The following is a 22376-nucleotide window of genomic DNA, read 5'->3' on the forward strand; positions in this document are numbered from 1 at the left end:
TAACTGGAACGCATTGCTGACATTTGTGGGTTGTGCAGCATCCGGTAGATCTGGTCTCTAAGCCGACATTCGGCAAGCCGCGGTAACTCGATCTTAACAGTTTGCAAACTCTAACGCGCCATTAACCGGGTTTGCAAAGTTAGGTCCGCTTCGGACCTAATGTTTCGCGCGCGAAACATTTCGAACCAGTGTCGCCTGGGGCGAACAAACGGTCCGGGGGACCGTTTGGGGCGAGAACGGGCGGAACCCTAGACCGTAGGGTGTGTGCTTGCACGCACCATGCTCCCCCCTCAAATCAGCAACCCCGCAGCCCCCTCGTGCCGCAAGAGCCAAACCTTGGTCTCGATGCCACCGTCGCCGGAATAGCCCCCCAGCCCGCTCGCGCCCAGCACCCGGTGGCAGGGGATCAGGATCGGCACCGGATTGCCCCCGCACGTCTGCCCGATGGCCTGTGCAGGCACGCCAAGCTGCTCGGCCAGATCGCCATAGGTCCGCGTCTCGCCGAACGGGATCGCCGACATCGCGGCGCAGACATTGCGTTGGAAGTCGGAACAGGTCAGCCGCACCGGCACGGTAAACTCCGTCCGTTCCCCTGCGAAATACTCGGCCACCTGCGCCGCCGCCTGCCGTAGGACCGGCGTGTCGTCCCGCCGTCCCGTCCGCCACTCCAACGCCGTGATCCCCACGGCATCCGCGATAAGCGTCAGGGGGCCGAACGGTGACGGCACCTCCTGTTCGAAGCGGCTCACCCGGGCAACCCCAGACGGATCGGCCCCTTCGCCGTGACCGGATCGACGGTCTCTCCCTTCTGCGTCGCCCGCAGATCGAGCGAGGCCGCCACGCGGCGGACCTCGGGCATCAGGGGGCGCCAGTCATCGGCCAAGCGCCGCGCGGCCTCGGACGGGCAAAAGGTTTTGCCGACCCCACGCTGATGCGCGAGGTCAAGGAGGACATTCGCGATCTCTTTATCCGAGCGCGTCATTACAGCGTTTGCACGTGCCCGGATGCTGGTGCTGACCGACATCGGGCAGGATCTTCCAGCAGCGCTGACACTTTTCGCCGTCGGCCTTTTCGAACACCACGCCGACACCGGCCACTTCTGGCAGGCGGAACGCCTCGGTCGGGGCCGGGTCGCCGGTCAGGGTGATCGCCGAGGTGATGCAGATGTCGTCGAAATTGACCGACTTCAGCGCGTCGAGCATCTCGGCATCGTCGATATGCACCACCGGAGCGGCCTCCAGCGACGCACCGATCACCTTGTCCGTCCGCTGCACCTCAAGCGCAGCCGTCACAGCCCGGCGGGCGCGGCGCACCTTGGCCCATTTCGCAGCAAGCGCCTCGTCGCGCCACGCGGCAGGCGTTTCCGGGATGTCCTGCAAATGCACCGACGACTCCTCTCCGGGGAAACGGTCGAGCCAGACGTCCTCCATCGTGAACACCAGCACCGGGGCAAGCCACGTCGTCAGGCGATGGAACAGGATGTCCATGACTGTGCGTGCCGCCTTGCGACGAGGTGTATCGCCGTCGCAATACAGGGCGTCCTTGCGGATGTCGAAGTAGAAGGCCGACAACTCCACGGTGCAGAAGTTGAACAATTGCTGGAACACGCCCTGGAAATCGTAGGCGTCATAGCCTGTGCGCACGACCTCGTCCAACTCCGCCAGACGGTGCAGGATGTAGCGTTCCAGTTCCGGCATGTCGGCAGGCTCAATGCGGTCCGACTCTTCGAAGTGGCTCAGAGCGCCCAGCATATAGCGCATCGTGTTGCGCAGTCGGCGGTACCCGTCCGCGACACCTTTGAGGATCTCCGGCCCGATGCGCAGGTCGGCGGTATAGTCGGCCTGAGCCACCCAGAGCCGCAGGATGTCGGCGCCGTATTGCTTGGTCACATCCTCGGGGGCGACGGTGTTGCCCAAGGACTTGGACATCTTGTTGCCCTTCTCGTCGAGCGTGAACCCGTGCGTCAGCACCCCGCGATAGGGCGCGCGGCCCATCGTGCCGCAGGCTTGCAGCATCGAGCTGTGGAACCACCCGCGATGCTGGTCGGTGCCTTCGAGGTAAAGGTCGGCCAAGCCGTCCTCGGACCCGTCCTCGCGGTCGCGCAGGACGAAAGCGTGGGTAGACCCGCTATCGAACCACACATCCAGAATGTCGAACACCTGTTCCCAGTCGTCCGGGTTGTAGTCGTTGCCCAGGAACCGCTCTTTCGCACCGGGCTTGTACCATGCATCGGCACCTTCGGCCTCGAACGCCTCCAGCACGCGTTGGTTCACCGTTTCGTCGCGCAACAGGAAGTCGTCATCCGTCGGCAGCGCGCCTTTCTTGACGAAACACGTGAGCGGTACACCCCACGCACGCTGGCGGGACAGCACCCAATCGGGGCGCGCTTCGATCATCGAATAAAGCCTGTTGCGCCCGGTCTGCGGCGTCCATTTGACCAGTTGGTCGATGGAAGTCAGCGCCCGTTCGCGGATCGTTTTGCCGTAGGTGTCCTGACCGTCGCGCACCGGCTTGTCGATGGCGGCGAACCATTGCGGCGTGTTGCGGTAGATCACCGGCGCCTTGGAACGCCAGCTATGGGGATAGCTGTGGGTCATGCGACCACGGGCCAGCAGGCCACCGGCCTCGACCAGCTTGTCGATCACGGCGGTGTTGGCCTTGCCTTCCTTGCCCTTGTGATCGAGCACCTTGAGGCCCGCGAAGAACGGAACATGCGGCAGGAACTCGGATTCCTCGCCCACATTATGCGTCATCCGGTCCATCCAGCCGCGCGCGACGAAGGCGTCGAAGTCTTCCTGACCGTGGCTTGGCGCGGTGTGCACAAACCCGGTGCCTGCGTCGTCGGTCACGTGATCGCCGTCGATCATCGGCACGTCGTAGTCCCAGAAACCGTCGGCACCTTCGAGGCCACGGAACGGATGGGCGAGGGTCATCGCGGCAAGCTGGTGCTGTGTGACATCGCCGATGCGGCGCCACATGCTGTCATCGAGCCGCGCCTTGCTCAGCACGTCCTCGGCCAGCGCGTCGGCCATGATGTAGCGGTCGCCGATGCGCGCCCAGCATTCCTCGGGGCGTCCGGTCACTTCGTAAAGCCCGTAGGCGATCTCCGGGTTATAGGCCACGGCCTTGTTGGACGGGATCGTCCAGGGCGTCGTTGTCCAGATCACCACCTTTGCGCCCTCAAAGCGCGACGCGGCGTTCAGCTTGGCCTCGGCCGCGGCTTCGCGGACCGCGTCGGTTTCTTCCTCCTCGGCCCATTCGGCATCGGGAAGATCAAAGGAGGTGACACGGAATGGCACCCAGATCGTGTGCGACTTGTGGTCGTGATATTCGATCTCGGCCTCGGCCAGCGCGGTTTTCTCAACCGGCGACCACATCACGGGCTTGGAGCCCTGGTACAAAGTGCCGTTCATCAGGAACTTCTGGAACTCCTCCGCGATGATCCGCTCGGCGCGGTAATTCATCGTCAGGTAGGGATTGTCCCACGTCCCGGTGATGCCAAGGCGTTTGAATTCATCGCGCTGAACGTCGATCCAGCCGGCGGCGAAGTCACGGCATTCCTTGCGGAACTCGACGACGTCGACCTTGTCCTTGTCGAGACCCTTGGCGCGGTACTTCTCCTCGATCTTCCATTCGATCGGCAGGCCGTGGCAGTCCCAACCTGGGATGTAGCGCGCGTCGCGCCCCATCATCTGCTGGCTGCGCACCACCATGTCCTTGAGGATCTTGTTGAGCGCGTGGCCGATATGCAGGTGACCGTTGGCATAAGGAGGGCCGTCATGCAGCGTGAAGGGCTTACGTTCCGCGGCCGCGTGCAAGGCCTTTTCGCGCAGGCGATCGTAGACACCGATCTTTTCCCATTTCTCAAGCCATTCGGGTTCGCGTTTGGGCAGGCCCGCGCGCATCGGAAAATCGGTTTTCGGCAGGTTCAGCGTATCTTTGTAGTCGGGTGTTTCGGCGCACATTTGGGGCGTCCTCGGGTGTTCGGATCAGGGGAATGTGAGAGGATCGGCGCGGGTGTCCATACGCCTTGTCCCGGCGGCTCGTGGTGTCAGAGCGCCGGGCATGTAATTCGAATAATGATCGCAACTGCAAACATCATGGGCGGGCTTATAGGGTTGCGCGCCCCATACGTCCAGAGGGGCGCGAACGGCCAATTCCCGCCCAAAACGGGCCGCCGCGATGGGAGGTTTTTCGCCGGTCGCCTGTACATCGGCGAAAGCCGCCGGAACGTGCCGAACAGTTCGGGCGAATTCGGCTGGAAATGGCCGGAATCGGCGGTTGCGGGATTTGCCCGTGGTCCGGCCCGTGACCGTTGTCATACTGCGTTTGGTTGGCCGGCGTGCCCGATGTCTGCGGCGCGCCGTGCCTGAGCAAACGGGAAAGGACACGTCATGTCTTACGAGTCTGACTATCGCTACCGACAGCAATCTGCCAAAGGCGCCAATCCGGGGGACCGGCTGCGTCCGATGGATCTGCCGTCATCGCAGGGATCGGGGAAGGGGCTTCTGATCGCCGCCGTCGCCATCGTGGGGTTCATCGCGTTCGTGGCGCTGATGTCCGTTGGCGGTGCACCCGAAAGCGGTGCCCCGGTGACGGACAATGGCACCACCCAAACCATCCCGAGCGATGGCACCGCCGGTGGGGCCGAGACCACGCCCGCTCCGGCCACGGGCCAGTGATCCGATAGGCGCTGACTGACGACACCGCCCGGCCCGAACGGTCGGGCGGTTCAGACGTTGAACAGGGTGCCGACGAAATAAGCGATGGCCGCCGCTGTTCCGCCTATGAGGAGAGTCTCGAGCCCGGATCTCCACCACGGGGCCAAGGACCATTTCGATTTATACGCCCCGATGGCGAAAAAGGTCACGAGTGTCGCGATGGTGGACAGGCGGAACGCGTCCTCCATGCCGAACAGAAACGGCAGCAGCGGGATCATCCCCGCCGCTAGAAAGGCCAGGAACGTGGCCCAGGCCGCGCGGAAGGGGTGGGGATCGACCGAGGCCAGACCGTATTCTCCTTCGAGCATCAGTTGCACCCATTGTTCGTGGTTTTGCGAGATCTGCTCGACCGCGCCGTCGAGCGCGTCGCCCGAAAGACCTTTGCGCCGCAGGATCTCGCGCAGCTCGCGACGTTCGCCCTCGGGGTACTTGCGAATGTGGCCTTCTTCGATCTGGCGCAGACGGCGGGCATCGTCGAGTTCGGCCTTCGTGCCGGAGTAATTGCCGGCCGCCATGGAAAACCCGTCGGCCAGCACGTTGGCGATGCCAAGCGCGATGATGACCCAAGGCGACAGACCCGCACCCGCAACGCCCGCGACGATGGCGAAGGTGGTGACCGAACCGTCGATGGCGCCGTAGACGATATCGCGCAGGTAGCCGCGCCCGGCGGGGGCGTCGATGCGGGCCTCGATTTCGGCCTGGCTGTGGCCGTGATCGCCGGGAGATGCTTCCATATCGCCTACCTTGCCGGCCTCGGTGACACGTTCGCCATGCGCTGGATCAAATGCGGCTTCACCGCGCCCTCTGGGGGATCAGACCGCTGAGCGATGTCTTCACGATCGAACGGACCGACGGGCGCTTGCCCTTGGCGAAGGGCAGGGGACGGCACACCTCGATCGCGGCAACGCCGACACGCGCGGTCAGTGCGCCGTTGACCAGACCCTCGCCGAACCGGCGCGACAGTTTGCCAAGGATTGACCCGCCAAGGATCGGTTCCAGCATGTCATCCCCAACCGCGACCGCGCCCGTGGCCACGAGATGCGACAGCACCGCGCGTGTCAGACGCCAGCTTCCCAACGTTCCGGAGCGCCCGCCGTAAATCTCGGCGATGCGGCGGATCATGCGGATGTTTGAGCCAAGTGCCGCCACCACGTCCGCCAGGGCCAGAGGCACCAGCGCGGTCACGGTCGCGACCTGCCGCGCGGCGGCCTCGACCTCGCGACGGGCAGCGGCATCGAGAGGGCCGAGCAATTCGTGATCGGCCAGCGCGATCAGGGCGGAGGCGTCGAACATATCGGCCTCGCGATCCTTCAGCCGGTCGCGGCCCCACTTGGTGTCGTCGCGCCCGCTGTAGAGCGCGGAGAGATCCTTGACCACGGCGCGGGCGGCAGTCTGGTCTTCGCTTACCAATGCGGCGTCGGCGGCGTGCTGGATCTTGTCGATCCGGCCAAGACGGGCGAAGGCCGACAGTTCCTTGACGATGATCATCAGCACAACCAACAGAAATAGCGCGAACAGCGCGGCCACCGCATACCCCAGGTAAAGGTTCTGATTGACGAGGTTCGTCACGAAGTTCCACGCCGCGACCGAGGCCACCGTGGTGATCAGGGCAAAAAGCAGCGACCAGAACCACCGCGCCAGACGCGACACCGGGCGCGCGGCAAGGGCGGCCGCGGTCGCCATCGCCTGACCCTGCGGGCCGGGCTCAAGCGTGTCGGGCACCGGCGGCGCTTCGGCAGGTGTGGGCGCGGGGGCGTCGTCGTCCAGATCGAACAGGACCGGGCCTTTGGCTTTGGTCATGAGGGCGTCCTTTGCCAGTGGTAGCGGATGTCGGGGAGGCCTTCGTCATTGCCCGACCCATCCGTGTGCTCGACCGGCGCGAAACCGTGGCGTTCGTAAAACGCCTGCGCACGCGTGTTGGCCTGGAAGGTCCAGAGGGTCAGGTGATCTTCGTGCTCCATCGCGCTGGCCAAGAGTACCGAGCCGATGCCCTGACCGCGCGCCTCCGGGTCGATATAAAGCGCATGGATGTCGTCACCGTCGCGGGCGATGAAGCCCAGAACGTCTTCGGCGGTTTCGGACACCGTGACCCAGCCGCGATCCACCATCATGTCGGCAAAGGCGATATCCTCGGCCCGGGTGTGCACGCGCGGCATCCACGGGGTTTCGTCGATCCACGCGGACAGGATCGCGCCGACACGGCCGGCATCGAGCGGATTGGCAGGGCGCAGAACGGTCACAGCCGGTCCCCGATCAGGAACTGGGCCGCGCGATCAAGGCGGATATGCGGCGGGCCCTCGCCCGGTTTCAGGCTGAGTTTCGCAGGGGCGAAGCGCATGATCTGGTAATCCTGATCCAGCCAGGCCTCGGCCCCGTCGCGGGCGGGCCCTAGCAGGTGAGTGGGATCCTGCGGCAGTTCTCCGGGGTAGAAAGCGGCCTGTTTGCCACTGTCGAGAAGCGTTCCGCGCACGCAGGCCAGTTCTGTCCCGTTGTGCGGGCGCATTTCCTCGACCGTGGCGCGCAGGGAGGCGATGGACATGGCGGCGGTCTTGGCGCCTGCGAATTGCGCGCGGTCACGGGCCTCGCGGGTCAACGCCTCCATGATCGCGGTCAGCCGGCCGTGTTGCGTATGGTGCAAATGGTCGGCCTTGGTCGCAGCGAACAGTATTTTCTCGACCCGCTTGCCCAGAAGGAGCTGGGTCAAAAAGGCGTTCTGGCCGGGGCGAAACGCGCTCAGAATATCGGACATCGCCTGGCGCATATCCTCGACCGCTTGCGGGCCTGCATGGATCGCACCCAAGGCATCGACCAGCACGACCTGTCGGTCGATCTTGGCGAAATGATCGCGGAAGAAAGGTTTGACGACCTGGGATTTGTAGGCCTCGAACCGGCGCTCCATCTCGCGGATGAGGGACTTGCGCGGCGGGCTGGCCTGCGGCGGCAAGGGTGCGAAGGTCAGAACCGGGCTGCCCGCCAAATCGCCGGGCAACAGGAAACGTCCGGGCGTGCAGTCGGAAAACCCGGCCTGCCGGGCGGCGGTCAGATAGGCGGTGAAGCTGGCGGCCAGCTTCTGAGCACGCGGTTCGTCCAGCGGCGCCGTCGCGTCCTCGGATCGCGCGAGCGCGATATAGCCCTGCGCGGCCTCACGGGTTTCGATGCGCTTAAGGGTTTCTTCAGACCATTGGGCGTAGGTTTTCTCGAGTAAGCCAAGATCGAGCAGCCATTCACCGGGATAGTCCACAATGTCGAGATGTATGGTTCGCGGGCCCTGAAGCCCGGACAAAAGGCCGGAGGGCCGCACCTTGAGCGATAGGCGCAGTTCACTGATGGTGCGCGTGCTGTCGGGCCAGCGCGGGTCGCGTGCGGTCAGGTCGCCCAGATGCGATTCGTAGTCGAAGCGCGGCAGCGTGTCGTCGGGCTGTGGTTGCAGGTAGGCTGACAGGATACGCCCTTCGCTTTGGGCCAGAAGCCCCGGCATCCGGCCGCGATCCATCAGGTTCGCCACCAGCGACGTGATGAACACGGTCTTGCCCGACCGCGCCAAGCCGGTCACACCAAGGCGGATCACGGGTTCGAAAAACGTCCCCGACACGGTGTCGGTGACGTTCTCGATGCCGCGGGTCAGGGTGTCGGCGATGGTAGAAATGACCAAGGGCGGCCTCTTTTCATTGCAGTGGCCCCACAGATAAAGCCGGAGGTTCCATGTTACCAGTGCCGCGCAAGGGGGATTGTTCGGCGCAAATCGTCAGGCTAAGCGGGGCGCATGCCCAGATATGCCCTGAAAGTCGAATATGATGGTGCGCCCTTTGCCGGATGGCAGCGGCAAGCGGACCAGCAGTCGGTCCAGGGCGCGATCGAGGCGGCGCTGTCGAAGCTGGAGCCGGGGGCGCATACGATTGCCGCCGCCGGGCGGACCGATGCGGGGGTCCATGCGCGCGGTCAGGTCTGCCACTGTGATCTGGTCAAGGACTGGTCGCCGTTCCGATTGTCAGAGGCATTGAATTATCACTTGAAGCCCTTGCCGGTGGCGGTTGTCGACGCGGCAGAGGTGAGCGGGGACTGGCACGCGCGGTTTTCGGCGGTCGAGCGGCGCTACCTGTTCCGGCTGGTCAGCCGTCGCGCGCCGCTGACGCTGGAGGCGGGGCAGGTCTGGCAGGTGAAAAATCCTCTGGCACTGGAGCCGATGCAGGACGCGGCGACGTCCCTGATCGGCAAACACGACTTCACCACCTTCCGGTCGACCCTGTGCCAGGCGGCCTCTCCGGTGAAAACGCTGAATGCGCTGGATATCCGAGAGGTGGAGACTGATTGGGGTACCGAATTCCAGTTCCGCCTGCGCGCACGGTCGTTCCTGCACAACCAGGTGCGCAGTTTCGTGGGAACGCTGGAACGCGTCGGTGCAGGGGCGTGGGCACCTGAGGACGTGCGCGAGGCGCTCGAGGCGCGGGACCGTGCGGCCTGTGGCCCGGTCTCACCTCCGCAGGGGCTGTATTTGATGGGTGTCGGATATCCGGAGGATCCGTTTCGCGGCTGACGGGTCTTGCGCTGCGCGGGGCGCATCGCCGAGGCGCAGATTTTTGGAAAAATCTGCTTGGGGCTCTGCCCCAAACCCCGGAAGTATTTGGAAAAAGAAGAAGATTGGGGATTGCTTTTCGGGTTGGTTTGAAAGTAAGCGGATCTCATGACAATGTTGACCAACATCCGACGAGACATCTGATCTTGCCCTGCCGCCCCTGATTGTGGGCGATCCGTCACCTTTTGTCTGAATTCACCATCCTTTCCGTTGACTTGGCCCGCGCCGCTTGGCACGGCTTGGGCTTCTTGAAATGAGGTTTCCTATGATCCCCTCCGTTCTGCCGACCTATTCCCGCGCGCCGCTTCATTTCGTGAAGGGCGAAGGCACCTGGCTGATCGAGGCGGACGGGCGACGCTTTCTCGACCTCGGCGCGGGCATCGCGGTGAACGCGCTGGGCCATGCGCATCCCGCACTGGCGCAGGCCTTGACCGATCAGGCGCAGAAACTCTGGCATGTGTCGAACCTCTACGAGATCCCGCAGCAGCAGGCGTTGGCTGACAAGCTGGTCGCGGCGAGCTTTGCCGATACGGTGTTCTTCACCAATTCCGGGACCGAGTCCTGCGAATTGGCGGTCAAGATGGCGCGGAAATACTGGTACGAGAAGGGCCACCCGGACAAGACCACGATCCTCACCTTCGAAGGGTCGTTCCACGGTCGATCCTCGGCCGGGATCGCGGCGGCCGGGTCGGAGAAAATGACCAAGGGTTTCGCGCCTCTGTTGCCGGGGTTCAGGCATCTGCCTTGGGGCGATCACGAGGCGCTGCATGCGGCCATCGACGATACGGTCGGCGCGATTCTGATCGAGCCGGTGCAGGGCGAGGGTGGTATTCGGCCCTTGCCGGACCAGTGCCTGAAGGGCCTTCGCGCACTGTGCGACGAAAAGGGTTTGCTGCTGATCCTCGACGAGGTGCAATGTGGCGTGAGCCGGACCGGAAAGCTGTTCGCGCATGAATGGGCCGGGGTGACGCCGGACATCATGATGGTGGCGAAAGGCATTGGCGGAGGGTTCCCGCTTGGGGCGGTCCTCGCGACCGAAGAGGCCGCGTCGGGAATGACCGTGGGCACCCACGGGTCGACCTATGGCGGCAACCCCCTAGCCTGCGCAGTGGGCTGCGCGGTGATGGATATCGTGGCCACGCCCGCCTTCCTGGACACCGTGAACGCGCGGGCGGGGTTCCTGCGGCAGAAGCTGGAAGGACTGATCGCGGCGCACCCGGACGTGTTCGAGGGCGTGCGCGGAGCGGGCCTCATGCTGGGGCTCAAGTGCAAGGTGGCGCCGATCGACGTGGTCAAGGCGGGGTACGAATGCGGTGTGATCACGGTGCCCGCGGCGGACAACGTGGTGCGCCTGCTGCCGCCGCTGAACATCAGCGAGGACGAGATTTCCGAGGCCGTGAACCGGCTTGATTTCGCAGCGGACGCGGTCCGCGAGGCGATGGGCTAGGGGAGGAACATGAAGCATTTTCTGGATATTCATAAAACCGATGCAGGCGATCTGCGGTCCGTGATCGACCAGGCGATCACGATGAAGAGCAATCGAAACGGCCGCCCCAAGGGCGCACCGGATGACGAGCAGCCGCTGTCGGGTCGGATGGTTGCCCTGATTTTCGAAAAACCGTCGACACGGACGCGGGTGTCTTTCGATGTTGGGGTGCGCCAGATGGGCGGGCAGACCATGGTGCTGTCGGGGTCGGACATGCAGCTTGGGCATGGCGAGACCATTGCCGACACCGCCCGGGTGATGAGCCGCTACGTCGATCTGATCATGATCCGCACCTTCGACGAGGCGGTGCTGGAGGAGATGGCCGAATATGCGACCGTTCCGGTGATCAACGGGCTGACGGACCGCACCCATCCCTGTCAGATCATGGCGGACGTGATGACCTTTGAGGAACATCGCGGGCCGATCAAGGGCAAGAAGGTCGTGTGGTGCGGCGATGGCAACAATGTTTGTGCGTCGTTCCTGCACGCGGCGGCGCAGTTCGGGTTCGATTTTACGTTCACCGGGCCGGTGCAGCTTGATCCCGAGATGGAATTCGTCGGTCTTGCGCGCAATGCCGGTGTGTCTGTCGCGATCGAGCGGGATCCGGTCAAGGCGGTCGATGGCGCGGACCTGGTGGTGGCCGATACCTGGGTGTCGATGCATGACGCGCAATCGGCGAAAGAGCGGCGGCACAATATGCTGCGCCCCTACCAGGTGAATGTCGAGTTGATGAGCCACGCCAAGCCGGATGCCCTGTTCATGCATTGCCTGCCCGCGCACCGAGGCGAAGAGGTGACGTCGGAGGTGATGGATGGTCCGCAATCGGTGATCTTCGACGAGGCGGAGAACCGTTTGCATGCGCAGAAGGCGATCATGCGCTACTGCCTTGAGGTTTGAGGGCGGGGACCTTGGCTGCTTGAGTGGATCGCGTTTGCAACGTTGCGCGTCATTGACAGACTGACAGGGTTTTCGGCCCCGGTCACCTTTTTGGACCTTCGGGATAACCGCAGCTCCGCGCGCGCCTCTTTCACGCTGAGGCAGGTGCGCGCGGCAGGTCCGTTCCATGGTGTGCCTTCGGCGAATGGCCCGGGGAACACGTGTTGCAGGACGTGAAACTCTTGTGGCGTGAGCGCCTGCGTGACCATCGGCCCGAGCAGCAGCGTCTCGGATAGGCATCCGTTCGCGGTGACGATCTCGTGTCGGCGGCAGGCGAAATGAACCCATGTGATGGATTTGCGGCCACGCATCTGGCGAATGCCCGGAAGCATGGTCAGTGATTTCGCTGGAATCAGGGCCTCCCGCGTGAATTCCCGTTTCAACTGTTGCCGACCGCCGACCAGAATGCGGTGCTGTGGCGAGACAACGAGGTCGTCGCTTGGGCGATCAGGGCCGAGGGCGCCTGCGCTGATCAAGACGGGCCTTGCGCCTTCTGTCGCTTCGTCGAGAGATTCGGTTCGCTGACGGGTCCAAAGGACTGGCTGCGCGCCGTGATCGAGGGTCGAGACCGGATCATCGGGCGCGAGATCCTCGACGGCGCGTGGTCCCGCCGGGGTGTCGATCAGCGTGCCTTCCGCGAAGCAGACGGTTTGGTAGGTTGCCGCGTTGTTCTGATCGGATGTCCAGAAGCCATTTGGTGTCGACGGTCCACCCCCATTGGTCCAGTACCAATTTTCGAGATCATGGCCGGGGGACCAGACGATCTGAACGGGATCCCCCGTGGCGCTATCGGTTCCCTCGAAAACCACAGCGCCTTGTCCCGGCCCGACGTAATCGCTGCGGATGACGGTCGCATCTTCAACGGAACGCGCGGTGCCGGCGTCCGACCAGGACAGGTCATAGGTGTCACCAATGCCGAACTCACGGGGAGAGGGATCCCCGGGGTTGGAGGTGATCACGAGATCCGTGGTGGCGTCGGGCGGATAGTCGAAATAGCTGTAATCCGGGGTCGCATTCACGTTGCTACCGCTTGCAGATGCGAATTCGTTATTGACCGCGTTGATGACGACGACCATGGCCCAGCTCCCTGTTCGGGGGCAGTTTCGGCCAAAATCGTTGACAGGTGTTTAAGTGCCGAACGCAGGTTCGTTCTAGGGCACGTCATCCACGCCAGACCCGCCCCAAGGGTGACAGCGCGCGATGCGTTTCGCGGCGAGCCAGCTGCCCTTAAGCCCGCCATGTTTTCTCAGCGCTTCGAGCGCGTAAGCCGAGCAGGTCGGGTGGTATCGGCAATTGTGGCCGACCCAGGGGCTGAAAATCAGACGGTAGGCCCGAACGGGCAGAGACAGTGTCCAGGCGAGGGGGGTCATCGCTGCGCGTGGATCTTGCGCAGGGCGTAGACGAGATCGCCCTTGAGCGCATCGAACGGCCGGTCGATGGTCACGCCCGGACGACCGATCAGGACGTAGTCCCATCCCGGTTGCGCACCGGGCAACAGCGCTTCGGCCGCAACGGCGCGCAGACGGCGCTTGGCGCGGTTGCGGGCAACGGCGTTGCCGATCTTTTTGGAGCAGGTGTAGCCGACGCGGATGGTCGGATCGTCGTCACCACGGTCGCGCGCCTGAACGAGCATGCCATCCGTGCCACGGCGCAGGGCGCGGGCGGCGCGCAGAAAATCGGCGCGGTGGCGCAGAACGGTGAGCTTCGGACATGACGACACCACCGGAGGCTTGGTTCCCCTTGTGTCCAAGGAGGCCTCCGGCGGTGTCATGTCAGATGTCCTGAAAGGTCGCGGGCGCTTATGCGCTCAGCGACTTGCGGCCACGGGCGCGGCGCGCGTTCAGAATCTTGCGGCCAGCCTTGGTGGCCATGCGCGCACGGAAACCGTGGCGGCGCTTGCGAACGAGGTTCGAGGGCTGATAGGTGCGTTTCATCGCGTCCAACTCCGTTTGATCGGGCCGGGCCGCGCGGATTCGGCGACCGGTCATGTTCGAAGCCCGTGCTATAGGCAGGTGCTTTTGCGTTGTCAAACACTGTGACCGGGATTTTCGGGGTTTTCGGGTCGGACGGGTGAGAAGATGCGATGACGCATCTTCTGCGTTCCATGATGGAACGCTGCCCCCGTCGCGCTGTCGGGGGCATCCGCCGAGATACTTGGACACCGAAGATGACCGGCGGTTCGGATATTGCGAAGGGCATTTTCTGCAACAAAGCCACACGGCCGCGTGTGCTGCTGACACAGACTGCAATAAATTTGCGGGCCGCACGGGCCCAATGTTTCAATTCCGGCGCGGGATGAAGGGATTCTCACGTAAACCACCGACCCCGTTCAAGCGGGCGTGAGGCGGGTGTTGCTGGTGGGCTGCAAGGGTCATGTTTTGGGGGACTGACACACATCACTTGAAGAGGCGGCCCGCCCCGGCCTGTATGACATGACCGATATGACAGACACTCAAGACACCCCGGCGTGGAAGCGATACGCGCCCATGATCGCGATCGGCGCCGTGGCGCTGGTCGGTGCGTTCACCTTGCGCGATTACCTGAGCTTCGAGACGCTGGCCGCGAACCGCGAGGCGCTGACGGCATTCAGGGATTCGAATTACGTGCTGACGGTCGGGGTGTTTATCCTGGCCTATGTCGCGATTGTCGGATTTTCCTTGCCCGGAGCCACCATCGCCACTTTGACGGGCGGGTTTCTCTTCGGCGTCTTCCCGGGCGCTTTGTTCAATGTTCTGGCGGCGACGCTGGGTGCGACGGTGATCTTCCTCGCGGCGCGTTACGGTCTTGGCGACAGGCTTGCCGCCAAGATGGAGGCCGGTGAAGGCACGGTGCGCAAGATCAAGGACGGGATCGATGAGAACCAGTGGTCGATGCTGTTCCTGATCCGGCTGGTGCCGGCGGTGCCGTTCTTCGTGGCGAATATCGTGCCTGCCTTGGTGGGCGTGCCGCTTTACAGATTCTTCGTATCGACCTTCCTTGGGATCATCCCCGGCGGTGTGGTCTACACCTCGGTCGGGGCTGGATTGGGCGAGGTGTTCGCCCGTGGTGAGACACCGAACCTCGGCATCATCTTCGAGCCGCAGATCCTCTTGCCGATCCTCGGCCTGTGTGTGCTGGCCGCGTTGCCGATCGTGTTGAAAGCCGTGCGCGGCAAGAAGGGGCTGTGATCGTGGAAAAGATCAAGACGGATATTCTGGTCGTCGGCGCAGGGTCCGGAGGGCTTTCGGTGGCGGCGGGTGCCGTGCAGATGGGGGCAAGCGTTGTCCTGCTCGAAGCGCACAAGATGGGGGGCGATTGCCTCAACTACGGCTGCGTTCCGTCAAAGGCGCTGATCGCCTCGGCCAAGACAGCCTATGCCATGCGCCATGCCGATCGCTACGGCATCGCGAGCGTCACGCCGCAGGTGGATTACGCCGCTGCGAAGGATCACGTGGCCGATGTCATCAGCCAGATCGAACCCGTAGACAGCCAGGAACGGTTCGAAGGCTTGGGGGTTCGGGTGATCCGCGAATACGGGCGCTTCGTGTCACCGACCGAGGTGGAAGCCGGTGACTACCGCATCAGCGCGCGCCGCATCGTCATCGCGACCGGGTCATCGCCCTTTGTCCCGCCGATCCCCGGTTTGGACAAGACCCCCTACATCACCAACGAAACGCTTTGGGAGTTGCGAGAGCAGCCCGAGCACTTGCTGGTCATCGGGGGCGGCCCCATCGGCATGGAGATGGCGCAGGCGCATCTGCGCTTGGGTTCGAAAGTGACGGTGATCGAAGGCGACCGCGCGCTGGGCAAGGACGACCCGGAAATGGCCGGGATCGTTCTGGACAGCCTGCGCGAGGAAGGGCTCGAGATCGCGGAAGGTTCGAACGCAAAGGAAGTGCGCGGCACCGAAGGTGCGATCGAGGTCGAAACCGAAGATGGCCGCGTGTTCAAGGGCACCCACGTCCTCGTCGCGGTCGGGCGCAAGTCTAACACAGCGGGTCTCGATCTGGATAAAGCCGGGATCAAGACCACCAAGTCCGGGATCGCCGTGGACGACATGATGCGCACGTCGAACAAGAAGGTTTACGCCATCGGCGATGTGGCCGGTGGACTGCAATTCACCCATGTGGCGGGATACCACGCCGGTGTGATCATCCGCTCCATGCTGTTCGGCCTGCCGTCCAAGGCCACCACACGTCATATCCCGTGGGTGACATATACCCAGCCCGAACTGGCACAGGTCGGGCTGACCGAGGCGCAGGCGAAAAAGGAACACGGGCCCAAGCTCGAGGTCGTGCGGTTCCACTACAGCCACAATGACCGTGCCATCGCCGAGCGCAAGACACGCGGGCTGATCAAGGTTATGGTGGTCAAAGGCAAGCCGGTGGGCGCGTCGATTGCCGGAGAACAGGCGGGTGAACTGATCAACCTGTGGGCGCTGGTCATCGCCAACAAGATGAAGATGAGCCAGATCGCCAACATGGTCGCGCCGTATCCGACGATCGGAGAGCTTAACAAACGTGCTGCGGGAACTTACTTCTCGCCTCGACTGTTTGAGAGTGAGTTGGTGAAGAAAGTTGTTGGATTTGTTCAGAAATGGCTTCCCTGATGTGACCGTCCCGAGGGCGATCGCATGATCAATTCGCTGTCGGGCCGTTTTCTGATCCTGACCACCGTCTTCGTAATGCTGGCGGAAGTACTTATTTTTGTGCCGTCCGTCGCCCGCTACCGCGAGGATTTTCTGCTCAATCGTCTCGAACGGGCGCAGATCGCGTCGCTGGCCTTGCTTGCCGACGACATGATCGATTCCGAACTCGAAGAAGAACTCCTGCTGAATGCGGGTGTCTTCAACGTGGTTCTGCGGCGCGATGAGGTGCGGCAACTGGTCCTGTCCTCGCCCATGCCCGGTGAGGTGGATGCGACCTACGATCTGCGCGAGGCCACGGCGCTGTCGTTGATCCGTGACGCCATGCACCGGTTGATCACGCCGGAGCCCGAGATGATCCGCGTGATCGGTAATCCGTTCCGCGACGGTGGGTTGCTGATCGAGATCACGCTTGAAACAAGCGAATTGCGCGCCGCCATGGTGGATTATGGCCTGCGCATCCTGGTTTTGTCGGCGGTGATCTCGATTGTCACGGCGGGTTTGTTGTTCCTTGCGGTGCGGGTGCTCTTGGTGAAGCCGATCAAGGGCGTCGTCGGCCATATGCAAAGCTATGCCAAAGCGCCGGAAGACGCGCGCCGGATCATCAAGCCGACGGCCAGCGTCACCGAGCTGCGCGAGGCGGAAGAGGCGTTGCAATCGTTGCAAACACAGTTGACGCAAGCGCTGAAGCAAAAAGAACGGCTGGCCCAACTGGGCGGTGCCGTTGCCCGGGTCAGCCATGACCTGCGCAATATCCTCACCTCGGCCCAGCTTTTCACCGACCGCATCGAGATGAGCGAGGACCCGGCGGTGAAACGCATGGCGCCCAAGCTCGTCAATTCGATCACGCGCGCCGTGTCGCTCTGCGAGAGCACGCTTGCCTTTGGTCGGGCCGAGGAGCCGGCCCCTGTGCTGACGCTTGTCAACCTGGCCCAGATCGTCGTCGATGTGCTGGACAGCGAACGGCTGGCCATCGGCGATTTCGACCTCAGCCTGAGCGAGGACGTCCCCGGAAGTCTCATGGTGCGCGCTGATCCCGAACAGATGCATCGCGTGCTGTCCAATCTCGTCCGAAACGCCCGTCAGGCCATCGTCGGATCCGGACAGCCGGGTGAGATCAATATCTCGGCCCGCGCGGGCGACGACGTGTGGTGCATCGACGTCACGGATACCGGCCCCGGTCTGCCGCCGAAAGCCAAGGAATACCTGTTTCAGCCTTTCCAGGGAGGCGCGCGCAAGGGCGGGAGCGGTCTTGGGCTGGCCATCGCGGAAGAGCTCGTGCGCGGCCACGGTGGGACGCTGACCCTGCTCAGCAGCGACGCGACCGGCACCAAGTTCCGCATCCAGTTGCCGATGGGCGAATTGACCCTAAGGAAGTGAACGGCCCCTCGGGATTTGTTGGAAATTTACGCTTGCATCGCCCTGACACTGCGTCTATCCCACGCCTCGTGGACCGATAGCTCAGCTGGATAGAGTACTTGACTACGAATCAAGGGGTCGGGGGTTCGAATCCTCCTCGGTCCGCCACTTTTCCTTAAATCATCAGATTTCATCGCCGATTACGCCTGATCCGGGACATTTCACGCTCCTGAAGTCGCCTGAATTTCAGACACGGGGCGCGCGTTTAAGTCCCGCTCCAGTCGGGTTTGGATTTTGCAAGAAACGCCTCAAGCCCGTGTTTGAAGTCATTGCTCATGTAGCACAGGGTGATGAGGTCGCTGTCCTCCACCGCCAGCGCCTCGCGATTGCGGCGCATCGCTTCTTTCGTGGCACGCAGGGTGAGCGGGGCCATGCCAGCGAGATGCTGCGCCAGCGCATCCGCGCGGTCCATCAGTGTGGCTTCATCGGGCAAGACCTCAGAAACCAGACCCGCTGACAGCGCCTCTTCCGCGCCCATCAGGCGGGCGGTGAAGATCATCTCGCGGACGCGACCTGCACCGATCAACTCGGTCAGGCGGGCAAGATTTCCAGCGTTCAGGCAGTTGCCCAGCGTGCGCGCGATCGGGAATCCGAACTTGAGCTGCGCGCTGCTGATGCGGATATCGCAGGCCGCCGCGATGGACGCCCCGCCACCGGTGCAGGCGCCGTGAATGGCCGCGACCGTCGGCAAGGGGCACTTGTCCACCTCGGTGAGAACGCGCGTGATTTCGTTTTCGTAATCCAGCGCATCCTGTGCCGTTTCGAACGCACGGAACTGCGTCATGTCAGTCCCGGCGGCGAAGGCCTTGCCGCCCGCGCCTTTGATGACGACCGCCTTGATTGATCCGTCCGTCGGCATCTCGGCGCAAATACGGGCCAGCTCTTCGTACATCGAGAAGGTCAGCGCATTCCGCGCCTCGGGGCGGTTGAGCGTGATCCAAAGCGTCGTGCCGTTTTGCTTTGTGATGATGTCGTCTGTCATTCGCGTCCCGTTTCCCGTCCGAGCGAACCCCGTGTCGTTTCAAACGCACGGCGTCAGTCGTCGGCTTCGCCCTCGGCATTAAGTGCCTGAATATGCGCCGCGTATTTGTTCATCATGTGCAGCTTCATGAGTTGACCAAGCCCGTCGGCATCCCGCGCGCGCAGGCGCTCCATCATCTTCTCGTGCTCTTCGATCGCTTGTGCCCAGCGTTCATCGGACAGGTTGACCATGAACCGTGCCCGGCGCACGCGCGCCGCCAGAAGCTTGTGATGTCCTTCGAGGATGTCGTTGTCGGCACCACGGATCAGGGCCTGATGAATGTCCTGATTGGCGAGGAAATAGGCCTGCCGGTCGCGATGCTCGTAAGCCTTCAACATCGCTTGATGGCGCTCTTCGATATACGCGATGCCTGTCGCATCCAGATGTTCGCAGGCCAGCTCACCGGCCAATTGTTCAAGCCGGGCGATGACCGGGAAGGTGTTTTCCAGTTCTCGTCGCGTGACCCGGGCGACGCGCGCGCCTCGATTGGCTTGCAGCACGACAAACCCTTCCGACGCGAGCACCTTGAGCGCCTCCCGGAGGGGCGTCCGTGAGACGCCGAAGGACTCGCACAGTTCTTTCTCGGGGACTTTTTCACCGGGCTTCAGCGCGTCCTCGACGACAAGGTCACGCAGCCGGTCGACCAGTTCTTCGTGAAGCGTCGGCCGTCTTATGGTTTCGGTCAGGTTCATATCGGCATCCTAGCTTTCAAGCGCCTGATCGAGCAAGCGTGCAACATGCATCGCGCGGCGGGGTGTGCCATCGGCGATCTGGTGACGGCAGGACGTACCGTCTGCTACGATCAGCGCATCTTGCGGGGCAGCATCGAGCGCCGGGAACAGATCGAGATTTGCCATTTGCAGGGAGACGTCGATCGTGTCCGGCGCATAGCCGAACGCGCCGGCCATGCCGCAGCAACTGCTTTCGATCATGTTTACCTGCGCATCGGGGATACGCTTGAGAAGATCGAGCATCGGGGTCACGGCATCGTGGGCCTTCTGGTGGCAGTGGCCGTGCACGTAGATCGGGCGGTCCACTGCCTTGAGCGGAAGCTCCGACCGCTGGCTCAGGAATTCTTCGAAGGTCTGCGTCGCTTGGGCAAGCGCTTCGGCCTCCGGCCCGGGGCAGAGCGCCAGGTATTCGTCGCGGAACGTCAGGATGGAGGACGGCTCGAGCCCCACCACCGGCACGCCGTTCGACACGGCCTCTTTCGTGGCGGCGATCACGCGGCGCGCCTCGATGCGGGCTTCGTCGACGCAACCGACCGCCAGTAAGGTGCGCCCACAGTCGAGGGCCTTTCCCGTGCCATCCCGCGCCACAGCGACGCGCAGGCCTGCGGCTCTTAGAACCCGAAGCGCGGCGCGCAGGTTTTCCGGTTCGAAATAACGGTTGAATACATCGGCGAAGAGAAGCACCTGCGGGTTCGCGTCCTGCGCCTCGTCGTCGCGGAACGGGTTGGACGACCAGACCGGCAGGTCCCTGCGATGAGACACGCCGGTGAGCGTTTCGGTCAGCCTTCGGACGGGTCCGATTTTGTTGCGCAGGTTCATGAGCCAAGCGACCTTGGACGCCTGCGGTGCGTAGCGCGGCAGATAAGCGACCAGCTTTTCGGCGAGGCTCAGACCGTTTTCCTTGCGGCGCGCGGCCAGCACCTCGATTTTCATGCGCGCCATGTCGACGCCGGTGGGACATTCGCGGCGGCAGGCCTTGCAGGACACGCAATATTTCATCGTGTCCGCCATCGCCTCCGACGTCAGCCCACCCGGCATCTGGCCGCTGATGGCAAAGCGCAATGTGTTGGCTCGCCCGCGTGTCGCGTCGCGTTCGTTGCGGGTGGCGCGGAAGGACGGGCACATGACGCCGCCCTTGAGCTTGCGGCAGGCGCCATTGTTGTTGCACATCTCGACCGCGCCCTGAAGTCCGCCCGCCGATCCGGGCCAGGCCGACCAGTCGAGCATGGTGTCGAATTCCGGCACTTCGTAATTCGGCCTGTAGCGGAAGATGCGGCGATCATCCATCGCGGGGGCGTGCACGATCTTTCCGGGGTTCATCAGTCCCTTGGGATCGAACCGCGCCTTGACCTCTTCGAAGGCCGAAACGATGCGCGGGCCGAACATTTTTTCGTGGAATTCAGACCGAACGATCCCGTCGCCGTGTTCGCCCGAATGCGACCCCTTGTACTGTTTCACGAGGTCGAACGCCTCTTCGGCGATGGCACGCATGGTCTTGACGTCTTTGTCCTGCCGCATGTTCAGGACCGGACGCACGTGCAGACAGCCGACGGAGGCGTGCGCGTACCAAGTGCCCTTGGTGCCGTGGCGGGTGAAGATGTCTGTCAGGCCCTGGGTGTATTCGGCCAGATCGGGCAGGGCGACGGCGCAATCCTCGACAAACGAGATCGGCTTGCCCGCCTCTTTCATCGACATCATCACGTTAAGACCGGATTTGCGATACTCTGCAATCGCGCCCTGCAAAGCGTTGTCGGTGACAGGGACCACACCGCCCCACGTCTCTTCCGTTCCGGAAAACGCAAAGCCCAGATCCCCCATGAGCTGTGACAGCTCGACCAGCTTGGCGGCGTTTCCCTCCGCGCTGCCTTCGGCAAATTCGACCAACAGCAATGCCGCCGGTTCGCCTTGAACAAAGGCTTCGATGGTCTTGCGGAAGAGCGGGATATCGCGCCCGAGGCCGATCATCGTGTCGTCGATCAATTCGACGGCCTGGGGGTTCAGTTTCACCAGATGCTGCGCCGCATCCATCGCGGCGTAGAAGGTCGGGAAATGGCACACGCCCGTGACCTTTTCACCGGGCAGATGCGCCAGGCTAAGCTCCAATTCCGTGAAATAGGCGAGCGTGCCTTCCGACCCGACAAGCAGATGCGCCATGTTGACTTCGTTGCCGGTCAGCGCGTCGATGTTGTAGCCGCCGACGCGGCGCTGCACCTTCGGGAACCTCGCGTCGATCTCATCGGCTTCGCGCCGCCCGAGCGCGCGCATATCGGCGACGAGATCGGCATACGCGCCCGGGTCCGGATCGGCGCCGTTGAACCGCGCTTTCGTGCCGTCCGGCAGAATGGCCGAGATCGCGCGGACGTTGTCGCGCATGATCCCGTAGCGCAGCGACTTGCCGCCTGACGAATTGTTCGCCGCCATTCCGCCCAGCGTGCAGCGGGATGCAGTGGAGGGATCGACCGGGAACCAAAGCCCGTGCGGCTTCAGCGCACGGTTCAGTTCGTCGAGAACCAATCCCGGCTCGACCCGGGCGGTGAGTTTTTCGGTGTCGATGTCGAGGATACGGTTGAGATGACGCGTGTTGTCCAGCACCACGGCGCGGTTCACGGTCTGCCCGCATTGCGACGTGCCACCACCGCGGGGAAGCACCGGAGTTTCCTCTTCACGCGCGACGCTCATGGTCGCCTCGATGTCTTCGATCGAGCGCGGAATGACCACGGCTTCGGGAATCATTTGGTAGATCGACGCATCCGTAGCGTAGCGCCCACGCGACGCGGCATCGGTCATGACATCGCCTGAGACCGCGCCGGTCAAACGGCTGGAAAGACGGGTATTCTCACGCATGAGGCTCTGATTTTCCTCCCC

21 protein-coding genes and 1 tRNA gene are annotated in these 22376 nt (G+C 63.3%); 8 read left to right on the forward strand and 14 right to left on the reverse strand.

Annotated elements, in window-relative coordinates:
- Positions 1 to 290 precede the first annotated feature (290 nt).
- From Q1B16_RS01260 to ileS, 3 genes are read right to left on the reverse strand one after another with little or no spacing between them, the layout of a single operon-like run.
- The gene (locus tag Q1B16_RS01260; protein ID WP_299784147.1) at positions 291 to 749 is read right to left on the reverse strand and encodes a methylated-DNA--[protein]-cysteine S-methyltransferase; all 459 of its coding nucleotides are present in this window, start codon (positions 747 to 749) and stop codon (positions 291 to 293) included.
- Positions 746 to 982 (reverse strand): DUF3253 domain-containing protein, encoded by a 237-nt coding sequence (locus tag Q1B16_RS01265; RefSeq protein WP_299784149.1) that lies wholly within the window; start codon positions 980 to 982, stop codon positions 746 to 748. The genes Q1B16_RS01260 and Q1B16_RS01265 overlap by 4 nt, the downstream gene beginning before the upstream one ends.
- Positions 966 to 3965, reverse strand: a complete 3000-nt coding sequence (ileS, locus tag Q1B16_RS01270) for an isoleucine--tRNA ligase (protein WP_299784151.1) — start codon at positions 3963 to 3965, stop codon at positions 966 to 968. The genes Q1B16_RS01265 and ileS overlap by 17 nt, the downstream gene beginning before the upstream one ends.
- Positions 3966 to 4394: 429 nt before the next feature.
- On the opposite strand from ileS, the gene Q1B16_RS01275 reads away from it, so the two are divergent.
- Positions 4395 to 4682 (forward strand): hypothetical protein, encoded by a 288-nt coding sequence (locus Q1B16_RS01275; RefSeq protein ID WP_299784153.1) that lies wholly within the window; start codon positions 4395 to 4397, stop codon positions 4680 to 4682.
- Between the two features lie 50 nt (positions 4683 to 4732).
- Here the strand turns inward: Q1B16_RS01275 and Q1B16_RS01280 are convergent, their stop codons facing one another.
- The 4 genes from Q1B16_RS01280 to Q1B16_RS01295 are packed head-to-tail and all read right to left on the reverse strand — an operon-like array spanning position 4733 to position 8373.
- Positions 4733 to 5455 (reverse strand): VIT1/CCC1 transporter family protein, encoded by a 723-nt coding sequence (locus Q1B16_RS01280; RefSeq protein ID WP_299784155.1) that lies wholly within the window; start codon positions 5453 to 5455, stop codon positions 4733 to 4735.
- Positions 5456 to 5513: 58 nt separating this feature from the next.
- The gene (locus Q1B16_RS01285) at positions 5514 to 6521 is read right to left on the reverse strand and encodes a TIGR01620 family protein (RefSeq protein WP_299784156.1); all 1008 of its coding nucleotides are present in this window, start codon (positions 6519 to 6521) and stop codon (positions 5514 to 5516) included.
- Positions 6518 to 6961 (reverse strand): GNAT family N-acetyltransferase, encoded by a 444-nt coding sequence (locus tag Q1B16_RS01290; RefSeq protein WP_299784158.1) that lies wholly within the window; start codon positions 6959 to 6961, stop codon positions 6518 to 6520. The genes Q1B16_RS01285 and Q1B16_RS01290 overlap by 4 nt, the downstream gene beginning before the upstream one ends.
- Positions 6958 to 8373, reverse strand: a complete 1416-nt coding sequence (locus Q1B16_RS01295; protein ID WP_299784160.1) for a YcjX family protein — start codon at positions 8371 to 8373, stop codon at positions 6958 to 6960. The genes Q1B16_RS01290 and Q1B16_RS01295 overlap by 4 nt, the downstream gene beginning before the upstream one ends.
- Before the next feature lie 111 nt (positions 8374 to 8484).
- Here Q1B16_RS01295 and truA point away from each other — a divergent pair, with 111 nt between their 5' ends.
- The 3 genes from truA (at position 8485) to argF (ending at position 11677) form a co-directional block, all read left to right on the forward strand.
- Entirely contained in the window at positions 8485 to 9255 is a 771-nt protein-coding gene (gene truA, locus Q1B16_RS01300) for a tRNA pseudouridine(38-40) synthase TruA (protein ID WP_299784163.1), read from the forward strand.
- Between the two features lie 304 nt (positions 9256 to 9559).
- Positions 9560 to 10741, forward strand: a complete 1182-nt coding sequence (locus tag Q1B16_RS01305) for an aspartate aminotransferase family protein (RefSeq protein ID WP_299784165.1) — start codon at positions 9560 to 9562, stop codon at positions 10739 to 10741.
- Positions 10742 to 10750: 9 nt separating this feature from the next.
- Positions 10751 to 11677 carry an ornithine carbamoyltransferase gene (gene argF / locus Q1B16_RS01310; RefSeq protein ID WP_299784166.1) on the forward strand — a complete coding sequence of 309 codons (927 nt, stop codon included), beginning with the start codon at positions 10751 to 10753 and terminating at the stop codon, positions 11675 to 11677.
- On the opposite strand, the gene Q1B16_RS01315 is transcribed toward argF, so the two are convergent.
- From Q1B16_RS01315 to rpmH, 4 genes are all read right to left on the reverse strand, one after another.
- Positions 11659 to 12792, reverse strand: coding sequence for a Hint domain-containing protein (locus Q1B16_RS01315; protein WP_299784168.1), 1134 nt, complete (start codon positions 12790 to 12792; stop codon positions 11659 to 11661). The genes argF and Q1B16_RS01315 overlap by 19 nt on opposite strands.
- 75 nt (positions 12793 to 12867) lie before the next feature.
- Complete coding sequence (gene yidD / locus Q1B16_RS01320) at positions 12868 to 13086, reverse strand: membrane protein insertion efficiency factor YidD (RefSeq protein WP_299784170.1); 219 nt, start codon at positions 13084 to 13086, stop codon at positions 12868 to 12870.
- On the reverse strand, positions 13083 to 13487 hold the full coding sequence (gene rnpA / locus Q1B16_RS01325; RefSeq protein ID WP_299784172.1) for a ribonuclease P protein component: 405 nt from the start codon (positions 13485 to 13487) through the stop codon (positions 13083 to 13085). The genes yidD and rnpA overlap by 4 nt, the downstream gene beginning before the upstream one ends.
- Before the next feature lie 28 nt (positions 13488 to 13515).
- Positions 13516 to 13650 (reverse strand): 50S ribosomal protein L34, encoded by a 135-nt coding sequence (rpmH, locus tag Q1B16_RS01330; protein WP_005980833.1) that lies wholly within the window; start codon positions 13648 to 13650, stop codon positions 13516 to 13518.
- Positions 13651 to 14148: 498 nt separating this feature from the next.
- Here rpmH and Q1B16_RS01335 point away from each other — a divergent pair, with 498 nt between their 5' ends.
- The 4 genes from Q1B16_RS01335 (at position 14149) to Q1B16_RS01350 (ending at position 17867) form a co-directional block, all read left to right on the forward strand.
- Positions 14149 to 14883 (forward strand): TVP38/TMEM64 family protein, encoded by a 735-nt coding sequence (locus Q1B16_RS01335; RefSeq protein ID WP_299784174.1) that lies wholly within the window; start codon positions 14149 to 14151, stop codon positions 14881 to 14883.
- 2 nt (positions 14884 to 14885) lie between these two features.
- A complete protein-coding gene (locus Q1B16_RS01340; protein ID WP_299784176.1) occupies positions 14886 to 16304 on the forward strand; it encodes an FAD-dependent oxidoreductase in 1419 nt (472 codons plus the stop codon).
- A 24-nt stretch (positions 16305 to 16328) separates the two neighbouring features.
- Positions 16329 to 17720 carry a HAMP domain-containing sensor histidine kinase gene (locus Q1B16_RS01345; protein ID WP_299784178.1) on the forward strand — a complete coding sequence of 464 codons (1392 nt, stop codon included), beginning with the start codon at positions 16329 to 16331 and terminating at the stop codon, positions 17718 to 17720.
- Between the two features lie 70 nt (positions 17721 to 17790).
- Positions 17791 to 17867: transfer RNA gene (locus Q1B16_RS01350), tRNA-Arg, on the forward strand.
- A 97-nt stretch (positions 17868 to 17964) separates the two neighbouring features.
- Here Q1B16_RS01350 and Q1B16_RS01355 read toward each other — a convergent pair.
- The 3 genes from Q1B16_RS01355 to Q1B16_RS01365 are packed head-to-tail and all read right to left on the reverse strand — an operon-like array spanning position 17965 to position 22355.
- Positions 17965 to 18741: an enoyl-CoA hydratase/isomerase family protein gene (locus tag Q1B16_RS01355; protein WP_299784180.1), complete on the reverse strand. Its 777-nt coding sequence runs from the start codon at positions 18739 to 18741 to the stop codon at positions 17965 to 17967.
- Positions 18742 to 18794: 53 nt separating this feature from the next.
- Positions 18795 to 19472 (reverse strand): GntR family transcriptional regulator, encoded by a 678-nt coding sequence (locus tag Q1B16_RS01360; RefSeq protein ID WP_299784181.1) that lies wholly within the window; start codon positions 19470 to 19472, stop codon positions 18795 to 18797.
- Positions 19473 to 19481: 9 nt separating this feature from the next.
- A complete protein-coding gene (locus tag Q1B16_RS01365) occupies positions 19482 to 22355 on the reverse strand; it encodes an FAD-binding and (Fe-S)-binding domain-containing protein (protein WP_299784183.1) in 2874 nt (957 codons plus the stop codon).
- Positions 22356 to 22376: the final 21 nt, after the last annotated feature.

The organism is uncultured Marivita sp. (assembly GCF_947488135.1).
Lineage (GTDB): Bacteria > Pseudomonadota > Alphaproteobacteria > Rhodobacterales > Rhodobacteraceae > Marivita.

Coding starts and splice junctions, on each gene's coding strand:
- yidD (WP_299784170.1), bottom strand. CDS start 13,086: ATGACCCCCCTCGCCTGGACACTGTCTCTGCCCGTTCGGGCCTACCGT.
- argF (WP_299784166.1), top strand. CDS start 10,751: ATGAAGCATTTTCTGGATATTCATAAAACCGATGCAGGCGATCTGCGG.
- ileS (WP_299784151.1), bottom strand. CDS start 3,965: ATGTGCGCCGAAACACCCGACTACAAAGATACGCTGAACCTGCCGAAA.
- Q1B16_RS01285 (WP_299784156.1), bottom strand. CDS start 6,521: ATGACCAAAGCCAAAGGCCCGGTCCTGTTCGATCTGGACGACGACGCC.
- Q1B16_RS01315 (WP_299784168.1), bottom strand. CDS start 12,792: ATGGTCGTCGTCATCAACGCGGTCAATAACGAATTCGCATCTGCAAGC.
- Q1B16_RS01280 (WP_299784155.1), bottom strand. CDS start 5,455: ATGGAAGCATCTCCCGGCGATCACGGCCACAGCCAGGCCGAAATCGAG.
- Q1B16_RS01365 (WP_299784183.1), bottom strand. CDS start 22,355: ATGCGTGAGAATACCCGTCTTTCCAGCCGTTTGACCGGCGCGGTCTCA.
- Q1B16_RS01335 (WP_299784174.1), top strand. CDS start 14,149: ATGACCGATATGACAGACACTCAAGACACCCCGGCGTGGAAGCGATAC.
- truA (WP_299784163.1), top strand. CDS start 8,485: ATGCCCAGATATGCCCTGAAAGTCGAATATGATGGTGCGCCCTTTGCC.
- rnpA (WP_299784172.1), bottom strand. CDS start 13,487: ATGACACCGCCGGAGGCCTCCTTGGACACAAGGGGAACCAAGCCTCCG.
- Q1B16_RS01305 (WP_299784165.1), top strand. CDS start 9,560: ATGATCCCCTCCGTTCTGCCGACCTATTCCCGCGCGCCGCTTCATTTC.
- Q1B16_RS01360 (WP_299784181.1), bottom strand. CDS start 19,472: ATGAACCTGACCGAAACCATAAGACGGCCGACGCTTCACGAAGAACTG.
- Q1B16_RS01265 (WP_299784149.1), bottom strand. CDS start 982: ATGACGCGCTCGGATAAAGAGATCGCGAATGTCCTCCTTGACCTCGCG.
- rpmH (WP_005980833.1), bottom strand. CDS start 13,650: ATGAAACGCACCTATCAGCCCTCGAACCTCGTTCGCAAGCGCCGCCAC.
- Q1B16_RS01355 (WP_299784180.1), bottom strand. CDS start 18,741: ATGACAGACGACATCATCACAAAGCAAAACGGCACGACGCTTTGGATC.
- Q1B16_RS01275 (WP_299784153.1), top strand. CDS start 4,395: ATGTCTTACGAGTCTGACTATCGCTACCGACAGCAATCTGCCAAAGGC.
- Q1B16_RS01345 (WP_299784178.1), top strand. CDS start 16,329: ATGATCAATTCGCTGTCGGGCCGTTTTCTGATCCTGACCACCGTCTTC.